This is a genomic window from Glutamicibacter ardleyensis, assembly GCF_014644555.1.
Taxonomy (GTDB): Bacteria; Actinomycetota; Actinomycetes; order Actinomycetales; family Micrococcaceae; genus Glutamicibacter; species Glutamicibacter bergerei.
The window spans coordinates 69,884-90,523 of the sequence record NZ_BMKX01000003.1; the positions used below are offsets into that span (position 1 = coordinate 69,884).

Below are 20,640 nucleotides of genomic sequence, written 5' to 3' on the forward strand. Positions count from 1 at the left end.
AGAAATCATGGATACCTTCTTTAACCAGATCCGTTCAATGCCACTACGCCGCGGTCCAGCCCGCATGGTCGCCGGGATCGCCGGCGGCATTTCCGAAAAATTCGGTTGGGATGTCACCTTGGTACGCATTGGCATGCTGCTTTCCTTCCTCCTACCGGTCATTGGTATTGGCGCCTACATCGTGGCGTGGCTGCTCATCCCGGCGCAGGACGACAGCATTGTGTTGCAGAAGATGCTCCGCAAGTTCTAATCATCTCTTCCCCATAGAGCGGGTTGCTTTCCATTAGTAGTGGAGGCAACTCGCTCTTGTGGTTTTAAACACGTAGAATCGAACACAACTCGATGCTCAATGGCGCGCGGAATCGAAAGACGTCCGAAGGGTTTTCCGCGGATATCCGGCGCCTAATGCACATAATATTTCTTAGGTTCACCGAATATTCGAGGTCTTCCCTGCTTACTAAGTGAGGGTTAATGCGCATTGGAATCATGACCTCGGGTGGCGACTGCCCGGGTCTCAACGCAGTGATTCGTGGAGCCGTGCTCAACGGCATCAAAAGTTACGACTATGAATTTGTTGGCTTCCGCGATGGCTGGCGCGGGGTCAAAGACGCAGACTACTTCGAGCTGCCACGCACCGCAGTACGCGGTATCGCCAAACAAGGCGGAACCATTCTGGGAACCTCACGCACCAACGCTTTTGAAGGTGAAAATGGCGGGGCGGAAAATATCGCGGCAATGCTCAAAGAGCACCAAATCGATGCACTGATTGCCATCGGTGGCGAAGGAACTCTGGCCGGCGCACAGCGCCTATGCGAGGCCGGTTTGCCGGTGGTGGGTGTGCCCAAAACTATCGACAATGATCTTGATGCCACCGACTACACTTTCGGTTTTGATACCGCCAACCAGATTGCCGTTGAAGCAATCGACAGGTTGCGCACCACCGGCGATTCACATCACCGGTGCATGATCGCCGAAGTGATGGGACGGCACGTGGGCTGGATTGCCCTGCACGCTGGCATGGCCTCCGGCGCTCACGCAATCCTGATCCCCGAGGTTTCCACGACCATGGAGGAAATCTACCAGTGGGTCCGCGAAGCACATGAGCGTGGACGCGCCCCGCTCGTTGTTGTCTCCGAGGGCTTTGTTCCCGAAGGTCTTGATGAAGCGTTTTCCGTGCGCGGGGTGGATAGTTTCGGCCGGGCACGGCTGGGCGGCATCGGTGAAATGCTCGCCCCACTTATCGAAGAACAGACGGGATTAGAAACTCGCGCCACGGTACTGGGACATATCCAGCGCGGTGGCGTCCCCACCGCCTTCGACCGGGTGTTAGCCACGCGTCTAGGTATGGCAGCTGTAGATTCGGTGGCGGACTCCGCATGGGGCACCATGGTGGCTATTCATGGCACCAAGGTAAACCGGGTGCCACTGCGAGCGGCGTTGAATAACCTCAAACGTGTACCTACCGATCGTTATGAAGAGGCGCGTGTGCTCTTCGGCTAAAACACGGTAAAAGAAATGGTCGTGTGCTTCCGGATTCCGGAAGGACACGACCATTTTTGATGCGTGGAGTGTTACTTGCTCGGTGGGGTACGCAAGAACCCGGTGAACCGGCCAGCGGTTTGTCCGGCGTCCGGGGCCACAATAACTTCTTGTGAGGCCGGATAATTACTTTCGCCATCCACCACGGTCAACACGGCTTCGGGATCAACATTGCGCTTGATGACACCTAAGGCAATCGGACCCGCTTCGAAGTGCAGGCTCGTCGAGGTCAACTTTCCAACGGTGCGTTCGCCAAGCTTAATCTCCGAGCCCTCGGCTGGAAGAGTATGCATCGAACCATCTAGGTGCAAAAAGACCAGACGACGTGGCGGGTGTCCAATATTGTGCACCCGGGCAACGGTCTCTTGGCCCTTGTAACAACCCTTGTCTAGGTGTACCGCGGTACGTAACCAATCCAGCTCGTGCGGAATGGTTTTGTCATCATTTTCAAAGCCGAAGCGTGGTTCCCACGCCGCGATGCGAAGAGACTCCACGGCCATTGTTCCGGCAAGCTGTTCCTCGCCCACGGCCTGAGCCAGTCGATCAAGCTCAACAATATGCAAGAACCAAGGACGTTCCAGACCGGGGTGGTCCTCGCGTGAGTAGGCCCAGCCACCAGCGTTGACCTGTGGCCAAGGGTTACGCCACACCAGGTCATTACAGGTGGGAATCTCGCGCACTGCACCGAGTACACCGTGGGTTTCGGAGAGATTCGTAATCTCTACACGCAACATGAACCGCATTGAATTAAGGAATTCACGCAGTGGCTCGGCACGGCCAAGCTCGGTAATGAGCAGTACCCGATCGGTGTCAATGAGCACCTTCATCTCATGCTCAATACGTCCCTGCACCGAGAGCAGCAGCGCCTGGCTAGATTCTCCGGGCTTCAGGTTGGTGATCGACTGGCTGCTGAGCGTGTTCAACCAGCTTTGGCGATCCTCACCGCGTAGCTCCAACACATCCAGGTGGCTTAGATCAGCAATGGCCTTGCCCGCAAAGAGGTCACGGGCTTCGCGGGTGGGAGCACCGTAGTGGGATGCCACACCGGCGTCTGCACCGGTACCTGCAATCGCTGACTGTCGGTCTAGGAGTACCGATCGGTACGAATTTTCGCTCATCTTTAGGATTCCATCGCTTCTGCAGTGACGCGCTTGAGGGCGGCCGAGGCATGTGCCTTCAGGTCGTTGTTGCCTAAGGAAACATCCCACCGCCAGAACAGGTTTCCGTTAACGAGTCCATACATTCGGGTGGACGAGGCATACTGTTTAGCATTTTTGCTACGCAGTAGCGCTTCGGTGGCCAGCTGGATACGCGGGCCATCAATGAGCCCGTAATAAAGTTCCGAGATTCCGCCAGGCTGCACAATATGCGCTTGGATCTTAAATCCCTCTTTGGTGTGCAATTTCTGCACATCATCTGCCGAACGTAGTGCCGGGAAGATATCTCCGGGCGTCATTCCTGGACCGGCGTCGGCATCTTGCTGTTGGCGTTCTAACGCCCAAAAGCCGTTTTCCACGGACAGGATGCGTAGCTTGGTGCCATCGGCATCGGTCAGCCACGCTTCGCTACGGTATTCCAAATATGGTGCGCCAACGTCGCGGAAGGCGACATGTTGCCAGAAGTGCGGATCCGACTCTTCCCCTTCACCGAGGCGCCCGGTCCCTTCCCAGCTACCAATAAGCCAAGCAAAGGGGACGAGTTCCGGCGTGAGATCCGTGGGAATATCAAAAGCCATTAAACTAGCTGCTCCTTAAAGCCTCGTTAAATGAAAATAGCGCACACATTTTTGTGTGCGCTATTTTTACTTCTGCCCCTTGAAAAGACGCTTTACAACAAGTCCAGCGAATCCGGCCATGCCCAGACCTGCAACGGTCAGCAAGGCGAGGAAGAAAATTTCGAGTGCAAGGTAATTTTCATTCATGCCTACATCTTAGCCCGAGCGCCTTGCCATTTCCGACACTCGTGACGAAGCAGGCATCACATTTCTTCAATTAGTTCAACAGGGCCATCGCATACCAGCTCAGTGCCCCGGCCAGCAGCAAGATTCCACAGGCTAGCGCGAGTACTCCTGAGATAGTGCGCACACTGCGCGAGGACAAAGCCAACGCGCGCAAGCTACCGACCAGCAGTCCTGAAAGAATTCCGATGCAAAGCGCCGGAGCCCAGTCCGGGCCAAAGGTCAACGCGCTAGCTAGCGCACCAAGGGCGCCACCAATAAGCGGTGCAAGGATAAAGGTGATGCGGTCAGGCCAGCGGGTAATCGCGATAGCTCCGGCACCGAGCAACGCCAACAACGTGGTCAAGGTGGTCCCAAAGGCCCCCTCGGTAAGCCCAATCGCAGCCCACCCGGAACCTTGGGTCACAATGGCCAAACCGGTCACTCCAGAGACCACACCGGCTAGTCGTCCCTCGGAGGAAGCACCACGCAATACTTGCGTAATGAAAATTAATAGCACGCCGGCGGCAATGACCTCCACGCTATGTGAAGTTTGCGTGGCTCCGGGCATAAAAAGGGTCGCCGCGGTGGACGCTAACGCACAGATCGAGAGGATCACGCTCAGGGTCCACGGAGTCTCCGAACGTGTCATACGAGGCCAAGCGTAGGCAAAAATTAGTTGCACCACTACGGCGACAACTGCCATTGCAAAGTTCACCGAACTCCAAGCGGCAGCTCCAAGCAATAGGGCGGCCGCCAGCAGCCCACTGATCAGTACCTTGATTCGCAAACCAAATTTCCCATCGGTAATAGTCGGGGCACTTGCATGTCCACATGCACGCTTTGAATGGTTCTTTCCTTATACTGTGACACGTAAAAACTAAATTTTTGTAACTATTTGGCAGGAGGAAGTCCGTCATGGCGCACCTACTGCTCCTGAGCAATAATGCAGACACCGGCGCTCAGGTACTTCCGGCGTTAGAACTACTGCTTCACGAAGTTCGTTGCCTGCCTGCAAACTCCGAGGCTCTAAGTCAACTAGGTGAGAGCGAAGCGGTCATTCTTGATGCTCGCACCGACCTAGTCGCGTCCCGAACCTTGGCGCAAACCATACACTCTACAGCCAACCTGCCACTGCTTTTGGTCATTGGCGAGGGTGGCCTTGGAGTGTTGAACGCAGGATGGAACGTTTCGGATTTCATCATGCCCACCGCGGCACCCGGAGAACTCGAAACGCGTCTCAGGCTGATCCTTTCGGCGCAACCCGAAACCGTTGCTCCGAAGAACACTTCCGGATTAACCATCGATGAGCTTAGTTACACCGCTCGAATCGATCGCCGCATACTGGATCTGACGTACAAAGAATTTGAGCTGCTCAAATATCTCTGGCAATTTCCTGGCCGAGTATTCACCCGTGAACAGCTACTACACGAGGTGTGGGGCTACGACTACTACGGAGGCACTCGAACCGTGGACGTTCACGTGCGTCGTTTACGCGCAAAGCTTGGTACCGATCACGAACAATTGATTGGCACCGTGCGAAATGTCGGCTACCGCTTCCACAGCGAAGTTTAAGTTTGTTCCGCTACTAGTCCACGCGCGGATCATCGGGCTAAGGTGAAGGTATGAGCGAACTGCCACAGACAACTTTGTCCATCCAAAAAACGCAAGGTGAACTGGAAGAACGCGACCTTTCCGACGTTCGCAAACTTGCCATCAGGGCGCAAGAATCCGATGGGAATCCCCCGCTCAGCGACCAGACTCTGGTGGCTCTAGCCACGGAAGATTCCGCCGAATCGGTACTCAGCCTGCGCGCAGAACTCCAGCTAGAACCAGGGGAAACTGCCTTGGTCGGCGTGCTTGTCGCGGTACGTGACACCACGTCAAATAGCTGGGTGGTAGAACTTGTGGTGCATCCAGAACACCGCGAGCAAGGAATTGGTTCAGCGTTGCTTGAACGCCTAGGCGAAGACCTTGAATTGAGCAGCATTCAGGCTTGGGCTCATGGTGGACATCCAGCAGCTAAAAAGTTAGCAGCCGGCATCGGCCTTGCCACCGTGCGCGAGCTTTACAAGTTACGTCGTGATGATTCCGAAGCTTTAGAAGTTCCCGAACTCAAACAACGCAGCACGGTGCGTACCTTCCGCGTGGGCGAGGACGAGCCTGCCTGGTTGGCAGCAAATAGCGCCTCCTTCGCGCATCACCCGGAACAGGGCTCGCTGACCTTGACGGATCTAGATTCACGCATGGCCGAGGACTGGTTTGACCCTACGGGCTTCTTCTTGGCTTTTGATGCAGAAGAACAGTTGGTCGCCTACCACTGGACCAAGATCCATCCAGCAACAGCCGACGAGGTTCGCCCGATGGGCGAGGTATATGTCGTCGGTGTGATTCCCGAGGCACAAGGCTTGGGTCTGGGCCGAATCTTGACGGCTATGGGTGTGAACTACCTGCTGGAGCTCGGCGTTGGCTCGGTACTGCTGTACGTAGACGCAGATAATGAGCCTGCGGTAAACCTGTACCGGTCATTGGGCTTCACACTTTGGGACACCGACATCATGTACGGCCCACAGCCGATAGAATAATAGTGCCCCAGCGATAAACCAGTTTTTGAACGGTGCGTTGAGGTGCAATGAGGTTTCCACTTGCAGAAAGAAGCGAGTTAAGTAGATGACTACCACCCCGAAACAGCCGGCATCACAACTTCGTGATGTGCCAGCATCCAAGATGAATGAGGACCGCATTGAGCCGGCGATAAAATCGCCCGTGCGGCACCCCGAGGGTGATTTTAACAATGAACGCTTCTTGGACCGCGAACTATCTTGGTTGCACTTCAACGCGCGAGTCCTAGAACTCGCCGAAGACGCCAGCCTGCCGCTGCTTGAACGAGTCAATTTTCTCTCAATCTTCGGTTCAAATCTGGACGAATTTTTCATGGTGCGTGTGGCCGGGCTCAAACGCCGTATTGCCACAGGCATGGCAGTTCCCGCAGCCAACAGCATGAACCCGGTAGACCAGCTTGAACTGCTGCTCAATTCAGCTCATGAACTGCAGACCCGACATGCGATGGTTTTTGCCGACCAGGTACGTCCGGCATTAGCCGAAGAAGGCATTCGCATTACTCGTTGGGACGAGCTAGGCGATACCGAACGCGAAACACTCTCCGCATGGTTCGTCTCCCAGGTGTTCCCGGTACTCACCCCGCTCGCCGTGGATCCTGCCCACCCGTTCCCGTACATCTCGGGGCTATCGCTGAACCTTGCAGTGGTAGTGCGCAATCCACTGACCGGCAAGGAACTGTTTGCCCGTCTGAAGGTGCCGGACACCATTGCCAGGCTAGTAGGCATCGATGGTGTCAAAGCCGCTCACTCCTCCCAACGCACCGCACGCTTCATCCCGCTTGAAGCACTCATCGCGGTGCACTTGGATCTGTTGTTCCCAGGTATGGAAATCGTGGAGCATCATTTCTTCCGGGTGACCCGTAACGAGGACCTAGAGGTTGAAGAAGACGATGCAGAAAATCTTCTCCAGGCTTTGGAGAAGGAACTGTTGCGCCGCCGCTTTGGCCCACCGGTTCGTTTGGAAGTCGTCGATGATGTTAATCCGCAGATCCTCGAACTGTTGGTGCGCGAACTAAATATCGAAGACGACGAGGTCTTTAGACTTCCCGCTCCACTGGACTTACGTGGGCTCGGTGTTATCGCATCCTTGGACCGGACCGAACTGCACTACACCAAGCATGTTGGCCATACCTCCCGATTCCTCAACGAATCGGAAACCGCGAAGGCCGCCAACGTTTTTGGTGCGGTCCGCCGGCGCGACATTCTGTTGCACCACCCCTACGATTCCTTCTCCACCTCGGTGCAGGCCTTCTTGGAGCAAGCAGCCGCTGATCCTAAGGTCATGGCGATCAAGCAGACCCTGTACCGCACCAGTGGAGACTCCCCCATTGTTGACGCATTGATTGACGCTGCGGAGGCTGGCAAACAGGTCCTGGCCCTGGTGGAAATTAAGGCCCGCTTTGATGAGCAGGCAAATATCAGTTGGGCCCGCAAACTGGAGCAAGCCGGAGTGCACGTGGTCTACGGGATTGTGGGCCTAAAAACTCATTCCAAGCTTTCCTTGGTGGTTCGTAAGGAAGGCGACAAGCTACGTCGCTACTGCCATATCGGCACCGGTAACTACCACCCACGCACGGCCCGCTATTACGAGGACTTCGGCTTACTGACCTGTGATGAAGCCGTAGGCGAAGACGTTTCAAGACTCTTCAATCAGCTCTCGGGTTACGCCCCGCGCTCCACCTATCACCGGTTGCTGGTGGCCCCACGCACTGTACGTACCGGGCTACTTGAATTGATTGAAAAAGAAATCAGCAGTGCCGCCGAGGGGAAAGATGCCTCGGTCTACATCAAGGTCAACTCGATGGTTGATGAAGCCATTATTGACGCGCTGTACCGAGCCAGCCAGGCCGGGGTTAAAGTCAATGTGATCGTGCGCGGTATTTGTGCGTTGCGCCCAGGTCTTCCAGGCTTGAGCGAGAACATCGAGGTTCGTTCGATCCTCGGCAGATTCTTGGAACACAGCCGAGTATTCGTCTTTGCTAATTCCGGAGACCCCTTGGTCTATATCGGCAGCGCCGACATGATGCATCGAAACCTGGATCGTCGAGTGGAAGCATTGGTTTCACTCCGCGATCAGGAAGACATCGATACCATGACGGGACTGATGAAGCGTTATATGGATGACTCCACCATGAGCTGGCATTTGGGACCCGACGGGGCCTGGACCCGACATCATCGTGATGCCGATGGAAACCCGCTGACGGATATCCAATTTTGGCTCATGGAAGAACATGCCCGACGTCGAATGAGCGGGCTGCACAACTAGTGACCAGTACTCCAGACTCCCGCTTGGTGCTTTGTTCACTGCAACGTTCCAGCGATGCCGAAGAGATCCGACTCGGCGAATTTGAGGTAATTGCGGCCGGGGCGATCCCTTGGCGAATTGAACATGGACAATTGCAGGTGTTGCTCATCCACCGTCCGCGCTATGACGATTGGTCTTGGCCCAAGGGCAAGCTTGACGCCGGAGAATCAATCCCCGAATGCGCGATTCGGGAGGTCCGCGAGGAAGTCGGGCTGAATATCACCCTGGGACTGCCGCTAGCGGCCACCGCATACACGGTCAAAAACAAAACGAAGGTTGTCTACTATTGGGCGGCACAGGTTGGTGCTGGAATCATTGAGCAACCCGACGGGAGCGAATGTGATCAGTCGCTCTGGGTCCAGGCAGAACAGGCTCGGGAGCAATTAACTAACCCCTCGGATATCGCTCCGCTCGATGACCTGATCAAGGCACATGCCCATCAGCGTTTAGAAAGCATGCCTCTGATCATCGTGCGTCATGCCAAAGCGAAGCCGCGCGGCAAATGGACTCGTGCTGAGGGGGAACGTCCGTTAGCTGCTACCGGCAGACGGCAGGCGCTCGCGGTGGCCCGGATGCTCGAAGCTTGGCGTCCATCACATGTCGCTTCTTCCCCCTGGATTCGTTGTGTCCAAACGGTGACCCCCTACGTGTCCCTGCACGAGATCAAACTGAAAACCATCAACGCGATCACCGAGCACGCGGCCAATCGAAAACCAGAGAAGGCCACCCGCGCCCTTGAGAAGCTCGTTGCCAAGACACGCTCTCAGGTGGTGTGCATGCATCGCCCGGTGCTTCCGTTAGTCATTGCAGTATTGCGTTCTAAGCTTCCGGCGAAGGCCGCCGCGGTGCTGCCGAGCAGTGATCCATTCTTAGAACCGGGCGGAGTTATTGTCGCCCATCAGGTGCCCGGATCCAAACATAAGTTCGTTTCGGTGGAGATCCACGCGCCTTATCACGACTAACCGCTGGACACGCGTTGCATCTACCCTTAAAAGCGACTATGACTAGAGGTGAGAGAAGTCACGTCCAAGGAGGCTAATGCCATGTCCGCTCATCAGCCAGAGCAGCCGGTTCAGAAGATTGTGCATCAAGGGTTGCGTCTGGATCATGACGAGAGTCGCCAGCGCTACAGCCTTTGGCATGGTTCGACCTTCATCGGTTTTATTGGTTATCAGCGCGAAGATCAGCTGGTGACCTTGCAACACACGATCGTGAATGAGGAATTCGGCAAGCGTGGTTACGCTCGTGCGCTGGTGACCATGGTGCTAGATAAGTTACGTGCCGAGGGAGCAAAAATCGTTCCGGAGTGCAGCTACGTGCAGGACTATTTGAACCGCTACCCGGAATACCACGACATGGTTGCCACACAATAGCTAGCGAAGTCTCACATTTCGCCTGTAGCTCTCGCGCGAGCTTCCGCGCTACAGCTACGATGTAATGGTGACTTCCCAGAACATCGAGACCCCATACGAAGATCTGTTGCGCGACGTGCTGGAAAACGGCACCGCAAAAGAGGACCGCACCGGCACCGGCACACTTTCGGTGTTTGGTCGTCAGCTCCGCTTTGATCTGAGCGAATCTTTCCCCCTGATCACCACTAAGCGGGTGCATTTCAAATCTGTCGCCGCGGAACTGCTGTGGTTTTTGCGTGGCGAATCGAATGTGAAGTGGTTGCAGGATCAAGGCGTGCGCATTTGGAACGAGTGGGCCGATGCAGACGGCGAGCTCGGTCCGGTTTATGGTGTGCAATGGCGTAGCTGGCCCACCCCGGACGGTTCGCACATTGACCAGATTTCCGAGGTCATGGAATCCCTGCGCAGCAATCCGGAATCTCGTCGTCATATCGTTTCGGCATGGAATGTCTCGGAAATTAAGCACATGGCGCTGCCTCCGTGCCACGTGTTCTTCCAATTTTATGTCGCCGATGGAAAACTCTCCTGCCAGCTTTATCAGCGTAGCGCTGACATGTTCCTCGGAGTCCCCTTTAATATTGCCTCCTACGCGCTGCTGACCAAGATGGTCGCCGCACAGCTTGATTTGGAACCGGGCGAATTCATCTGGACCGGTGGAGACACACACATCTACACCAACCATTTGGACCAGGTTCGTGAACAGCTCAGCCGCGATCCGTATCCGTACCCAACGCTGGAATTCGCGTCCAAACCACAGTCGCTTTTTGACTACACGCTCGAAGACTTTGTGCTCAAGGATTACCAGCATCACCCAACGATCAAGGGGAGCGTTGCGGTATGAGTTCACGCCACGCCAAAGAATCTCAGAGCCTCATAGGTGCCATTTGGGCGCAGGGCGCCAACGGCATTATTGGTGCTGACGGCACGATGCCCTGGCATGTGCCAGAAGATCTCGCGCATTTTAAACGAGTCACAGCCGGTCATCCGGTGGTGATGGGTCGCAATACCTGGAACTCTTTCCCGGAGAAATATCGGCCGCTACCGAACCGAAGTAATATCGTGGTGACCTCCGGTGACCACGAGCAGCTACGCACCGCCGGCGCACTTCCTGTCGGCTCGGTAGACGAAGCCTTAGCTCTTGCTAAACAAAGCGAAGGCAGCGAAGAAATTTGGATTATCGGCGGAGGCAAGCTCTACGCCGCCACCCTGGATTTGTTGGACATCGCCGTGATTACACGGCTGAACCTCAATCCCACCGGGGATACCAAAGCCCCCACATTGACTAAAGACTTTGTCCTGTCCTCAGCCGACCCGGCTGAGCAATGGCACAGTTCAAAAAGCGGAACCGAATACCGCTTCGAATCCTGGATCCGTGAAAAGGACTAACCTACGTGAAAAAATACTTGAGCGAGCTCAAACAACACTCTGACGCCCTGTTTATCCTCGGATACATGCTGTTCCCGTTGCTCGCCCTTGTGGTAGCGGTGCTGGGATTCTTCATGGTGCTCGACGGCGCTAAGATCTTCGGCCTCATCTTGTTGTTGGTTCCCACCCAACTATTTATCTTTGCCGCAATGTGGGCGATCAAAAATCGCAAACTGTTGCTAGAGGAGAAGTAAAGCTTCTGCTTACTCAAATCACACTCGAACCCTGCTGGGGCTCGGGTGTGATTCTGCTTTAACTGCTGTAACGAACCGAGCCGGTTGCCGTGAAGCGTCCTAACATGGAGATATGACTTCATCTGTTGGATTTGTTGGTTACCGTGGCATGGTTGGTTCCGTGCTGATGCAGCGCATGCTCGACGAGGGCGATTTTGCGCAACTGAACCCGGTCTTTTTCTCGACGTCGAATGCCGGCGGCGCAGCCCCTAGCTTTGCGCAGGGTGCCGAGCCGTTGCAGGACGCCTACGATATTAAGACTTTGGCCAAGCTGCCGATTATCGTCACCGCACAGGGCGGAGATTACACCTCTAAGGTGCACAGCGAGCTGCGTAAGTCCGGTTGGGATGGCCTGTGGATCGATGCAGCCTCAACCTTGCGTATGAACGAAGACTCGGTCATCGTATTGGATCCGGTGAACCGAAATGTCATCGACCAGTCGTTGGTCGCAGGCGTTAAAGACTTTGTCGGCGGCAACTGCACCGTCTCATGCATGCTTATGGGTTTGGGTGGGCTGTTCAAGAACAACCTGGTTGAGTGGAGCACTTCCATGACCTACCAGGCAGCTTCCGGTGGCGGCGCACGCCATATGCGCGAGCTGCTGACCCAGTTTGGGGACATCAATTCGGCGGTCTCCGCCGAACTAGCTGATCCAGCCTCCGCCATCTTGGACATTGACCGCAAGGTGCTCGAAGCTCAGCGCGGTGGACTGGACGCCAGCCAGTTTGGGGTACCGCTAGGTGGCTCGCTGATCCCATGGATCGATGCGGACCTAGGCAACGGCCAGTCCCGCGAAGAGTGGAAGGCCGGAGCCGAGACGAACAAAATCTTGCAGACCTCCGGGGATCATCACATCATTGTTGATGGCCTGTGCGTGCGTATCGGCGCGATGCGTTCACACTCGCAAGCGTTGACCATCAAGCTGAAGGATGACCTCACGGTCTCGGAGATCGAATCGCTGCTCGACGAGGACAATGAGTGGGCCAAGGTGGTGCCAAATGAAAAGGAAGCCACCATGGATAGGCTGACCCCGGTCGCTGCCTCGGGCACCTTGGATATCCCGGTGGGCCGTATTCGCAAGCTGGAAATGGGACCTAAGTACATCTCCGCGTTCACCGTCGGTGACCAGCTGCTCTGGGGCGCCGCAGAGCCGTTGCGCCGCATGCTGGCCATCGCTCAGGGTCGCCTGTAAAGACAAACATTTAGCCCCTTCGAATTCGATTCGAAGGGGCTTTTTGTGCGCTAAAGCGTTAAATCAATGAGCAACGGTTCGTTGACCAGTTCAATGCCAAAGCGTTGTTGTACCCCGGCACGCACGGCGCGGGCGACAGTCAGTAGGTCTTCAGCGGTAGCACTTCCCCGGTTGGTGACCGCCAGGGTGTGCTTGGTCGACAAGCTAGCGCGGCCATGAGCCAAACTGAACCCCTCGGTGCCTTCGAGCCCGAAGCCCTTGGAGAATCCCGCCTGATCGATCAGCCAAGCTGCGGAAAGCTTCACCAGGCCGTCAGTGTCCACCGGATAATTTGGGGCACCTTCTGGCAATCGTTCAAGCACCGATACGTCAACAATTGGGTTGGTGAAGAAGGACCCGGTGGAGTGCGAATCCACGTCCTTCGGTTCGTAAACCATGCCTTTGGAGCGGCGTAGTTCAAGCACCTGCTGTCGCACCAGCTGTGCCGGGGCCGATTCACCGGGGGCAACGCCCAAACGGCGAGCTAGTTCCGCATAACGTATCGGCGCCGAATCATCCGTACGAGTAAGCTCAAAGGCAACTTCGAGCACCACAAAGCGTGGTGAACCGGCAACGCTGGTGCGCTTAATCAGCGAATCCCGGTAAGAAAATTCGAGCTCTTCACGATGCAGCGTCAGCCCGGTACCTAGATGGCGGTCATAAACCCGCGCCCACGCCAGGTGCTGGGACACGTCAGCTCCGTAGGCACCCACGTTCTGCACCGGGGTGGCCCCGGCACAACCGGGGATGCCGGACAGCGCCTCCAAGCCGCTCAGTCCCTCTACGAGGCTGTACTCCACGCAAGCGTCCCAATTCTCACCGGCAGCGACGCGCAACAACACCGTATTGGTGTCCAAAGTTTCAAGCTGCAACCCTCGGGTGGCGATCTGAATGGCGGTTCCCCGGAAGCCACGATCGTTGATCACCAGGTTTGAACCTCCACCGATGAGCAGTACCGGTGTCCCGGCAGCGTCGGCTGTAGCCAGCGCAGAGACCAGCTCTTCTTCGGTACCTGCCACCACCAACTGGTCGGCGGGCCCGCCGACCTGTGAGGTCGTCAAATTCTTCAGCATGCTCCTACTTTCGCATATTTTCGCGGTGCTATTTTTCGCTTCGGTGATCGGCTACATTCGAAGAAAGGAAGAAGGCCAGGACCACCAGAATCGAGATGGAACCTAAGGCCGGCAACAGGCCAATTGCCCCAGCTAAAAGGCCCAGCAGCGGCGGTCCGCCTAAGAACGCGCCATAACCAATGGTGGAGACCACCGAGACGCGGGTCGCTGCCCGCAGTGGGTCCTGTGAGGCGGCGCTCATGGCCAGTGGGAAAGTCAGGGCAACTCCCATTCCCCAAATGGCTAAGCCAATAAATGCTAAGGGCAGGTTTCCAGCAAAGGCAAAAAGCAAGACACCTATCAGGGCTGCAATGGCACTGGATCGAATCATGATCACGCGTCCCAGACGCAAGATCAGATCACCGGATAGTAGCCTCGTGAGAGTCATGGTGCTGACAAATACGCCATACCCAATCGCGCCGGTGGCCTCGCTCGTTTGGTAACCGTCGGCCAATGCCAAGGCTACCCAATCCCCTGCTGCTCCCTCGGCCAATGCCATGCCTAGGACCAGCACGCCAAGCAAGATGGTTTGTGGTTCTTTCCACGCTTGGGCCAGAGACGGGCCCGAATGGTTGCGTGGGGTACGGCTGAAATCTTCACCGAAGCTCCGGGCACTGACCAGCACCGTCACCACGATAATCACGCCCATCACCGCATAGTGCACATAGAGCGGCAGATTAGCCGCCGCTGCCAGCGCGCCAACGCCGGCCCCCAGCACGGTGCCAATGGAGAAAAATCCATGAAGCGCCGGCATAATGCTTCGGCCTAGCGCCCGTTCCATGGCTGCGCCCTGAACATTCGAGGCCACATTCCACGAAGCGGTACCCAATCCTTGAGTGAACAGGAAAATCCCGGTCAGCAAGGTGGATTCAAACACCGAGGCGCTGATACCGATCAGCAGCAACGAACAACCTGCCAGGGTCGAAGCGATGCGCATGACGCTGGTGGCTCCTAGCCGCAGCACTGCCTGTCCGGACAACGCCACGGACAAAAACGAACCGGCGCTCAGACACAACAGTAGTAAGCCCACATTTGCGTGGTCTAGTTGCAAGGCATCGCGCAATGCCGGGAGCCTGGAGACCAGGGCAGAGATCAAGAGGCCGCTGGCCAGGTAGGCGGCAAGTAGCCCGTTGCGCCAGGCGAATACCGTGCCCTCGCCGCCTAGTTGCTTGTTCAGAGCTGGACTACCGCCTGGCACTTCATCAGTACCTTCGTGCCGTTAGCGGTGACCGTCAGGTCCACGCGTGCCGTTTGCGCTTCTTCGTCCAGTGCACCGATCTTGCCCTCAACCTCAATGGCGGTACCTTCGGCATCGCTCGGGTTGCTCCCTGCGGGATCTTCTACCACTACCGGCTTGGTGAAGCGGGTCTGGTAATCCACAATGGCGCCCGGGTTTCCTACCCACGCGCCGACAAGATCAACAACAGCACCCATGGTAAACATGCCGTGGGCGATTACCGAGGGTAGCTCAACTTCGGTTGCAAAGCGTTCGCTGTAGTGGATCGGGTTGAAGTCTCCCGAGGCACCTGCGTACCGCACCAGGTCACCACGGTTCACCGTGACGGTCTTTGAACCGATTACTTGACCTTTTTCTAGGCTAGAGAATTTGATCATGGTTTAGTCCCCTGCCCGTACCAGTAGCGATGATGTGGTGGTGGCGACCTTCTCGCCGGACACCGTGGTGATTTCGGCGCGCGTGGTGATCATTGCACCGGCACCCATTTCGCGGATCTGGTCCACATAGAGTTCTGCCAGCAGTTCGTCTCCGGCCACGATAGGGCGGTGGTGGGTGAAACGCTGATCTGCGTGCACCACACGTGAGAAGTCAATTCCGGAGGCAGGATCTGCGATCAGCTGAGCATCTGCTCGCTGCGCGATAATGATGACAAAAGTTGGTGGGGCCACCAAATCTGCGTAACCCAATGCTTGGGCGGCCTGCACGTCAAAGTGCGCCGGGGAGCTAGCTTTTGTGGCCGTGGCGAATTCACGAATTTTTTCGCGACCTACCTGGTAGGACGCGCCAGCGGGGTAAATATGCCCCACGAGGTCAGGGTTGATACCCATTAGTTCTCCTGAACGTTGCGAGTTACTCGGTTACTTTTGCTTCTTGGCGCGCGGAACGGCAAGCCCATTGGCGATACGCCACTTGCGGGTGTCCCTGGCACGGATAACCAAGCCGATGATGTGGCACAGCATGCCAACGATCATGATGCCTATGGCCGTGTATACCAGCGACAGCGAGGGGATGTTCGAGCCAATAATTGCCAATATGATGCCAAAGCCCATGACCCCCATGGCAGTGAACACAAACTTTTTGTAGCGCGGTGAGGCCGCTTCCCATGGAGTGTTGGTCATGGCATCCAGTTTAGTTCAGAGTGCGCGGTACAAAGCCCAGATGAAGCGATAACACGGGTGAAACTCAGAACAGTGGTGATTGTTCTTCGAAGAACTCACCGCGTTGCGCTTCGACATTCACTTCACGGGTTTTCAACTCCGCCGCGTCTAGCAAGCGCAAAGTAGTGTTTTCCCCGCTGTCGACCAGGATGCTCTGCCCTAGTACTCCGCGCACGCGCAGATTCATTTCATGGCCGGCAATGGGCTCCGTCCACGGATGTGCTGTTTTTGAATCCCAGGCTCGCACCACTTCCAGAGCGTAGGCAGGCTGCACCCACTTTTGGTCTAGCAGTTCCACTCCGTAGGCGGCTAGTTCACCTTGGGACTCCAAGAATTTCTTGGCACGTGTCGCCTCTAACGCATTGGCTGCGTCCAAACTTACTTCGTCTAGCTCCCAGGAGGTCAGCCCCTTGACCTTGGATTTCTGCCGGACTTGTTGTTTAAGACCCACGTGCTCAGTCACTAGATCTTCCAACACTCGAATCGCACCACCGTCACTGGCACGCGCCACATATCGGGCGCTCACCGCTCCTTGCTGTGCCAGACGGGTCCATTTACTCTGCGTGGAGGTCGTACCAACCTTGGTGGCTCCATGGGCAAAACTTGCGACATAGAGGAAATGTGGTTGCTCTAAATATTTGCGCAGGCCCTGTGGTGCTTCACCGGTCTTGTGAAACTGGTGCATGAATTTGCTCTGGTCCAAGCGCCGGCACCCGTCGCATTGAGTTCCGGTATTTAGTCCTTTGAGCTTGGGGCAGCTATGCAATGTTCGTGAGCCATCATCACGCATGGTGACATAACCTAAACAAAATTTAGTCTGCCCAACGCGCAACCTGATTGAGCGGTTTTCACTCAGTGGTTCGTTAACCCATTCTTCACCGCGACGCAGTCTGAGCACTGGGACTGGCTCATGCGGCGAGAAGCTAATGCCATGGCAAAGCTGCCGGTTTTCACGTTCGAGAATCATCTGCGCCTTTCAACAAGTTCTGCATTCAACGTTAGAGCATTGAACATCTCGGATCTGCACGCGCAATGTGCATCGGATTCATGCGCAATTCTTAGTCGACAGGATTAGGGTTGAAAGAAAAGACGAACAAATAGTGTGTTTCGAGTCTGCTAACTGAGCTAGAGGTGGTCGAGATTTCTTCCAATTCAGATGAACCCCACGCGGTGATTCCAATGCCTGCCACGGAGTTTTCAAATTCCAACGGCGCCATGGTCTACGATTTCGCTCATTCGCTACGGCAGTCGCTTCCGAAGTTCATGATGGAGTACCGTTTCGCCGCTGACGAAGTGCTGACTAAGGTTTCGATTCTGCGCGAGGAGTTTTTGTACCTGCACAAGTACAACCCCATCGAACATGTTTCGTCACGCGTGAAATCTCCGGAGAGTATTCTGCGCAAAGTCGTCAAACGTGGCATCAATCCGGATCTGGCATCCATTCGAGCCAACATCACCGATATTGCAGGTATCCGTATCACTTGCAGTTTCATCAAAGACACTTACAAGGTACTGCACACGCTCACCGCACAAAATGATCTGAAAGTGTTGCAGATCAAGGACTACATCAAGCATCCAAAACCCAATGGGTATAAGAGCTTGCATCTAATTCTGGAGATCCCGGTCTTCCTATCCGAAGGTCCAGTCCCGGTCATCGTTGAAGTCCAAATACGCACCATCGCCCAGGATTTTTGGGCAAGTCTTGAACATAAGATTTTTTACAAGTACGAGGGTGATGTTCCTGAACATCTGGTCGAAGAGCTCACCGATGCGGCAAACGCCGCGGAAAAGTTGGACTTGCAAATGCAACGGCTCCATACCGCGGTTCATGGCCACGATGTTAATGCAGAGTCTCCCACGGTGGGGGAACCGTTCGACGAGACCTTGATGGAACAGGTCAGAGCTCTGGCGATGAAGTCATCATCCAAAGAAGAGTAAGAAATATTTAAACGAAGAAAGCCTCGAAAACTCTAGGAGTTTTCGAGGCTTTTGTCGGTAGCGGCGCCGGGACTCGATCCCGGGACCTCACGATTATGAGTCGTGAACAGGGTACGCTTGAAGTAGGCAAAAACCGCATGATTCCGCGGAATATTGGGGTTGTCGGTACGGTGCAGTACGCTAACTTATGGTACCTAAGGGGGTACTAATGGGGGTACCTAAGGAGAGTCGTGGCAAAGAAAACCAGAGGCAAGGGCGAAGGATCACTTACGCAAGACAGTCGAGGATACTGGCGCGTCCGAATTGAACTGCCAGCAGACCGTGATGGAAATCGCCGTCGAAAAGAAATTCGACGCAAAAGCAAAGCCGAGGCAATCGCAGAAATGCGCGAACTAAAGAAAGAACTTGCTAAGACCGGCGACCTCGCAACCTCAAGTGTGAAGCTTGAGGACTGGTCTGAAACGTGGCTGAAAGAGCGAGCCAAGAAACTAGCGCCAAACACCATCAGCGGATACCGCGTCGCGTTCCGCGACTACATCAACCCGAAGTTCGGTAGCAAGAAGCTAGACAAGCTCACGCCAGGACATGTGCGCGAACTTCACGACCTGATCCTAGAGACTCCAAAGGACAAGGCTCTACGTGAGCTATCAGACCCTCCCGAGGGCACGGAGCTACTATCGAGCACCTACGCGCTACTCGTGCACAACACCCTATCCGGTGCACTCAAGATGGCCGTGCGAGACGGAATCATTGGACGCAACGTCTGCGAGCTGGTAGACAAGCCAACCAAGCGCCACACCGTGGAGGAAGTGCTTACCTTCGATGAGGGAGTAAAGCTTCTCAAATACCTAACCACGCATAAGGATGGCCCCCTATGGGCTACCTACCTACTGACCGGTGCGCGACGTGGCGAGATCATTGGGCTTGAGATTGATCGAGTACGCGAAGACCATCTAGACCTGTCGTGGCAGATTCAGCGGATCAAGGATATAAAGCAAGCACCGCAAGACTACGAATACCGGCACCTCGAGAATCGCCTTTATCTCGTGCGCCCCAAGAGTAAAGCTGGTTGGCGCACTCCCCCACTAGTTCCAGAGCTTGCCGAACTTCTGCGCCGGCAGATTGGTGGCCGCACTGAGGGTCTAGTTTTCCAGCGCGACGGCAGGCCTTGGGACCCAGCAGATGCTTCGATTGAGTGGAAGACAATTCTCAAGGAAGCCGGGGTCAACGAGAAGGTCAAGCTCCACGGCGCACGCCATACGGCAGTCGGCCTACTCTATGAGCTTGGCGTTGGTGAGGCCACGATTATGCAGATCGTTGGACACTCCACAGTTTCTGTCACACGTCGGTATGGGCAAGCTGGCAATAAGCGTGCAATGCAGGACGCTATGAAGAAGCTGAGCGGGGCCTTGTCAGGTAAGGCCATCGAGCCACCGGCTAATCAAAAGCAAAACTAGCTAGCTATGGCCTAAAGGTTGGCGACGTATTTTTTTAGAGCGCTAACCGTTGCGATTTGGTATTTGATGACGTTCCCGTTTTTCGTCATGGGCACTTTGATTGGGCCGGTCTTCGTGAGTAGTGGCTGATATTTCTTTGCTAGTGATGCGTACATGTAGCCGATTTTTCGGCCGGTGGTGTCATGCATAACTACTGCATTCCGGTCGTGTTTATTTTTTGGCTCAGGAGAGGCTACCAGGTACCCAGGCTTTAGATTTCGCATCTGCCTCTCGGTCAGATAATATTCTTCGCCAACCACGGCGTAGCTCACTGTGTCGACCTCGGGTATTGGCAGTTCGGAAGGTTTGCTTTTGGCTACATCACTGGCGATTGCGGCGGCGAGCGTTTTGAAAAATGACATGCTCCGATTCTAAACAACAAACTCTTCTCCGGAACTCACAATGAGTTCCGGAGCATTGTTAGATGGGGAGAATTGAAAACCCCTATAACACCTTTTTACTAAGCCCGCTACCTCTAGGATCGCCGGAATTTCGCGGAACTTCTCTAGGCTCACTCTAGGCTTACTCTATGCTTTGTAGTCTTAGACAACAGGGCTTTTGATCAGGCTCAAACCTTTACTTAGCGCCGCCTATCGGGCATTTGGGAGGTTTTAGCATTGAGGCTTACCTGGCACTTGCGCACCCTAAAAGAGGGTGCTAAGCTGGATTTAGAGCCAAGGGGAACAGCCCCAGGCCGAACGGAAAAGAGACACCGAAATGAAAGCCATTGACAAGCTGAAAGCCAAGGCAGCCGAGCAGACCACCGAACAGCTTTTTGCTTGTATGCTCCTGCTCGATCAGCAAATGGAAGGCTTCGGAACCCCTGAACAGCGAATGGTTTACGCCTCTATGGCCGACACTATCGAAGAGCGCCACGGGCTGAATGAAGCAATGGAAACCATCTTCATGGATATTAATTACTCGGGAACCTACCGCGAAGCCCTCGAAGTCGCTTATTGCACCGTAGTCGCCGAATAGATCAGCTCGGGCGGGGCTAC

24 protein-coding genes are annotated in these 20,640 nt (G+C 55.3%); 14 read left to right on the forward strand and 10 right to left on the reverse strand.

What is annotated here, in order from left to right; translation table 11 throughout:
- The first annotated feature begins 7 nt into the window (after positions 1 to 7).
- Positions 8 to 250, forward strand: coding sequence for a PspC domain-containing protein (locus tag IEX04_RS08095; protein ID WP_096256923.1), 243 nt, complete (start codon positions 8 to 10; stop codon positions 248 to 250).
- Between the two features lie 221 nt (positions 251 to 471).
- A complete protein-coding gene (locus IEX04_RS08100; RefSeq protein WP_096256924.1) occupies positions 472 to 1,500 on the forward strand; it encodes an ATP-dependent 6-phosphofructokinase in 1,029 nt (342 codons plus the stop codon).
- 71 nt (positions 1,501 to 1,571) lie between these two features.
- On the opposite strand, the gene ygfZ is transcribed toward IEX04_RS08100, so the two are convergent.
- The 3 genes from ygfZ to IEX04_RS08115 form a co-directional block, all read right to left on the reverse strand.
- Complete coding sequence (ygfZ, locus tag IEX04_RS08105; protein ID WP_188684964.1) at positions 1,572 to 2,657, reverse strand: CAF17-like 4Fe-4S cluster assembly/insertion protein YgfZ; 1,086 nt, start codon at positions 2,655 to 2,657, stop codon at positions 1,572 to 1,574.
- Between the two features lie 2 nt (positions 2,658 to 2,659).
- Positions 2,660 to 3,274: a heme-binding beta-barrel domain-containing protein gene (locus IEX04_RS08110; protein WP_188684966.1), complete on the reverse strand. Its 615-nt coding sequence runs from the start codon at positions 3,272 to 3,274 to the stop codon at positions 2,660 to 2,662.
- Between the two features lie 256 nt (positions 3,275 to 3,530).
- A complete protein-coding gene (locus IEX04_RS08115; protein WP_188684968.1) occupies positions 3,531 to 4,265 on the reverse strand; it encodes a hypothetical protein in 735 nt (244 codons plus the stop codon).
- A gap of 128 nt (positions 4,266 to 4,393) precedes the next feature.
- Here IEX04_RS08115 and IEX04_RS08120 point away from each other — a divergent pair, with 128 nt between their 5' ends.
- From IEX04_RS08120 to asd, 9 genes are all read left to right on the forward strand, one after another.
- Positions 4,394 to 5,050, forward strand: a complete 657-nt coding sequence (locus IEX04_RS08120) for a winged helix-turn-helix transcriptional regulator (RefSeq protein ID WP_188684970.1) — start codon at positions 4,394 to 4,396, stop codon at positions 5,048 to 5,050.
- 50 nt (positions 5,051 to 5,100) lie between these two features.
- Positions 5,101 to 6,060, forward strand: coding sequence for a mycothiol synthase (mshD, locus tag IEX04_RS08125; protein WP_188684972.1), 960 nt, complete (start codon positions 5,101 to 5,103; stop codon positions 6,058 to 6,060).
- Between the two features lie 85 nt (positions 6,061 to 6,145).
- On the forward strand, positions 6,146 to 8,362 hold the full coding sequence (locus IEX04_RS08130; protein WP_096256930.1) for an RNA degradosome polyphosphate kinase: 2,217 nt from the start codon (positions 6,146 to 6,148) through the stop codon (positions 8,360 to 8,362).
- Positions 8,362 to 9,363 carry an NUDIX hydrolase gene (locus IEX04_RS08135; protein WP_096256931.1) on the forward strand — a complete coding sequence of 334 codons (1,002 nt, stop codon included), beginning with the start codon at positions 8,362 to 8,364 and terminating at the stop codon, positions 9,361 to 9,363. Before IEX04_RS08130 ends, IEX04_RS08135 begins: the two co-directional genes overlap by 1 nt.
- Positions 9,364 to 9,444: 81 nt before the next feature.
- Positions 9,445 to 9,774, forward strand: a complete 330-nt coding sequence (locus IEX04_RS08140) for a GNAT family N-acetyltransferase (protein WP_188684973.1) — start codon at positions 9,445 to 9,447, stop codon at positions 9,772 to 9,774.
- 64 nt (positions 9,775 to 9,838) lie between these two features.
- Positions 9,839 to 10,654: a thymidylate synthase gene (locus IEX04_RS08145; protein ID WP_188684975.1), complete on the forward strand. Its 816-nt coding sequence runs from the start codon at positions 9,839 to 9,841 to the stop codon at positions 10,652 to 10,654.
- Complete coding sequence (locus tag IEX04_RS08150) at positions 10,651 to 11,199, forward strand: dihydrofolate reductase (RefSeq protein ID WP_096256934.1); 549 nt, start codon at positions 10,651 to 10,653, stop codon at positions 11,197 to 11,199. The genes IEX04_RS08145 and IEX04_RS08150 overlap by 4 nt, the downstream gene beginning before the upstream one ends.
- A gap of 5 nt (positions 11,200 to 11,204) precedes the next feature.
- On the forward strand, positions 11,205 to 11,432 hold the full coding sequence (locus tag IEX04_RS08155; protein ID WP_096256935.1) for an NF038396 family protein: 228 nt from the start codon (positions 11,205 to 11,207) through the stop codon (positions 11,430 to 11,432).
- A 112-nt stretch (positions 11,433 to 11,544) separates the two neighbouring features.
- Positions 11,545 to 12,663, forward strand: coding sequence for an aspartate-semialdehyde dehydrogenase (asd, locus tag IEX04_RS08160; RefSeq protein ID WP_188684977.1), 1,119 nt, complete (start codon positions 11,545 to 11,547; stop codon positions 12,661 to 12,663).
- A gap of 50 nt (positions 12,664 to 12,713) precedes the next feature.
- Here asd and IEX04_RS08165 read toward each other — a convergent pair whose 3' ends face one another.
- The 6 genes from IEX04_RS08165 to IEX04_RS08190 all read right to left on the reverse strand — a co-directional run bounded on the left by IEX04_RS08165 (position 12,714) and on the right by IEX04_RS08190 (position 17,175).
- Positions 12,714 to 13,793 carry a UDP-N-acetylmuramate dehydrogenase gene (locus IEX04_RS08165; protein ID WP_268236916.1) on the reverse strand — a complete coding sequence of 360 codons (1,080 nt, stop codon included), beginning with the start codon at positions 13,791 to 13,793 and terminating at the stop codon, positions 12,714 to 12,716.
- Between the two features lie 10 nt (positions 13,794 to 13,803).
- Complete coding sequence (locus tag IEX04_RS08170) at positions 13,804 to 15,012, reverse strand: MFS transporter (protein ID WP_229677067.1); 1,209 nt, start codon at positions 15,010 to 15,012, stop codon at positions 13,804 to 13,806.
- Positions 14,988 to 15,428 (reverse strand): MaoC family dehydratase, encoded by a 441-nt coding sequence (locus tag IEX04_RS08175; RefSeq protein ID WP_188684981.1) that lies wholly within the window; start codon positions 15,426 to 15,428, stop codon positions 14,988 to 14,990. Before IEX04_RS08175 ends, IEX04_RS08170 begins: the two co-directional genes overlap by 25 nt.
- Before the next feature lie 3 nt (positions 15,429 to 15,431).
- Positions 15,432 to 15,878 (reverse strand): MaoC family dehydratase N-terminal domain-containing protein, encoded by a 447-nt coding sequence (locus IEX04_RS08180; RefSeq protein ID WP_096256939.1) that lies wholly within the window; start codon positions 15,876 to 15,878, stop codon positions 15,432 to 15,434.
- A 30-nt stretch (positions 15,879 to 15,908) separates the two neighbouring features.
- Complete coding sequence (locus tag IEX04_RS08185; protein WP_096256940.1) at positions 15,909 to 16,169, reverse strand: hypothetical protein; 261 nt, start codon at positions 16,167 to 16,169, stop codon at positions 15,909 to 15,911.
- Between the two features lie 64 nt (positions 16,170 to 16,233).
- A complete protein-coding gene (locus tag IEX04_RS08190) occupies positions 16,234 to 17,175 on the reverse strand; it encodes a DUF2797 domain-containing protein (RefSeq protein WP_229677068.1) in 942 nt (313 codons plus the stop codon).
- Positions 17,176 to 17,387: 212 nt separating this feature from the next.
- Here IEX04_RS08190 and IEX04_RS08195 point away from each other — a divergent pair, with 212 nt between their 5' ends.
- A complete protein-coding gene (locus IEX04_RS08195) occupies positions 17,388 to 18,146 on the forward strand; it encodes a GTP pyrophosphokinase (protein WP_096257079.1) in 759 nt (252 codons plus the stop codon).
- 230 nt (positions 18,147 to 18,376) lie between these two features.
- Complete coding sequence (locus IEX04_RS08200) at positions 18,377 to 19,603, forward strand: tyrosine-type recombinase/integrase (RefSeq protein ID WP_188684983.1); 1,227 nt, start codon at positions 18,377 to 18,379, stop codon at positions 19,601 to 19,603.
- 11 nt (positions 19,604 to 19,614) lie between these two features.
- On the opposite strand, the gene IEX04_RS08205 is transcribed toward IEX04_RS08200, so the two are convergent.
- The gene (locus tag IEX04_RS08205) at positions 19,615 to 20,004 is read right to left on the reverse strand and encodes an HIRAN domain-containing protein (RefSeq protein ID WP_188684985.1); all 390 of its coding nucleotides are present in this window, start codon (positions 20,002 to 20,004) and stop codon (positions 19,615 to 19,617) included.
- A gap of 355 nt (positions 20,005 to 20,359) precedes the next feature.
- Here IEX04_RS08205 and IEX04_RS08210 point away from each other — a divergent pair, with 355 nt between their 5' ends.
- Complete coding sequence (locus tag IEX04_RS08210) at positions 20,360 to 20,620, forward strand: hypothetical protein (RefSeq protein ID WP_188684987.1); 261 nt, start codon at positions 20,360 to 20,362, stop codon at positions 20,618 to 20,620.
- Positions 20,621 to 20,640 lie beyond the last annotated feature (20 nt).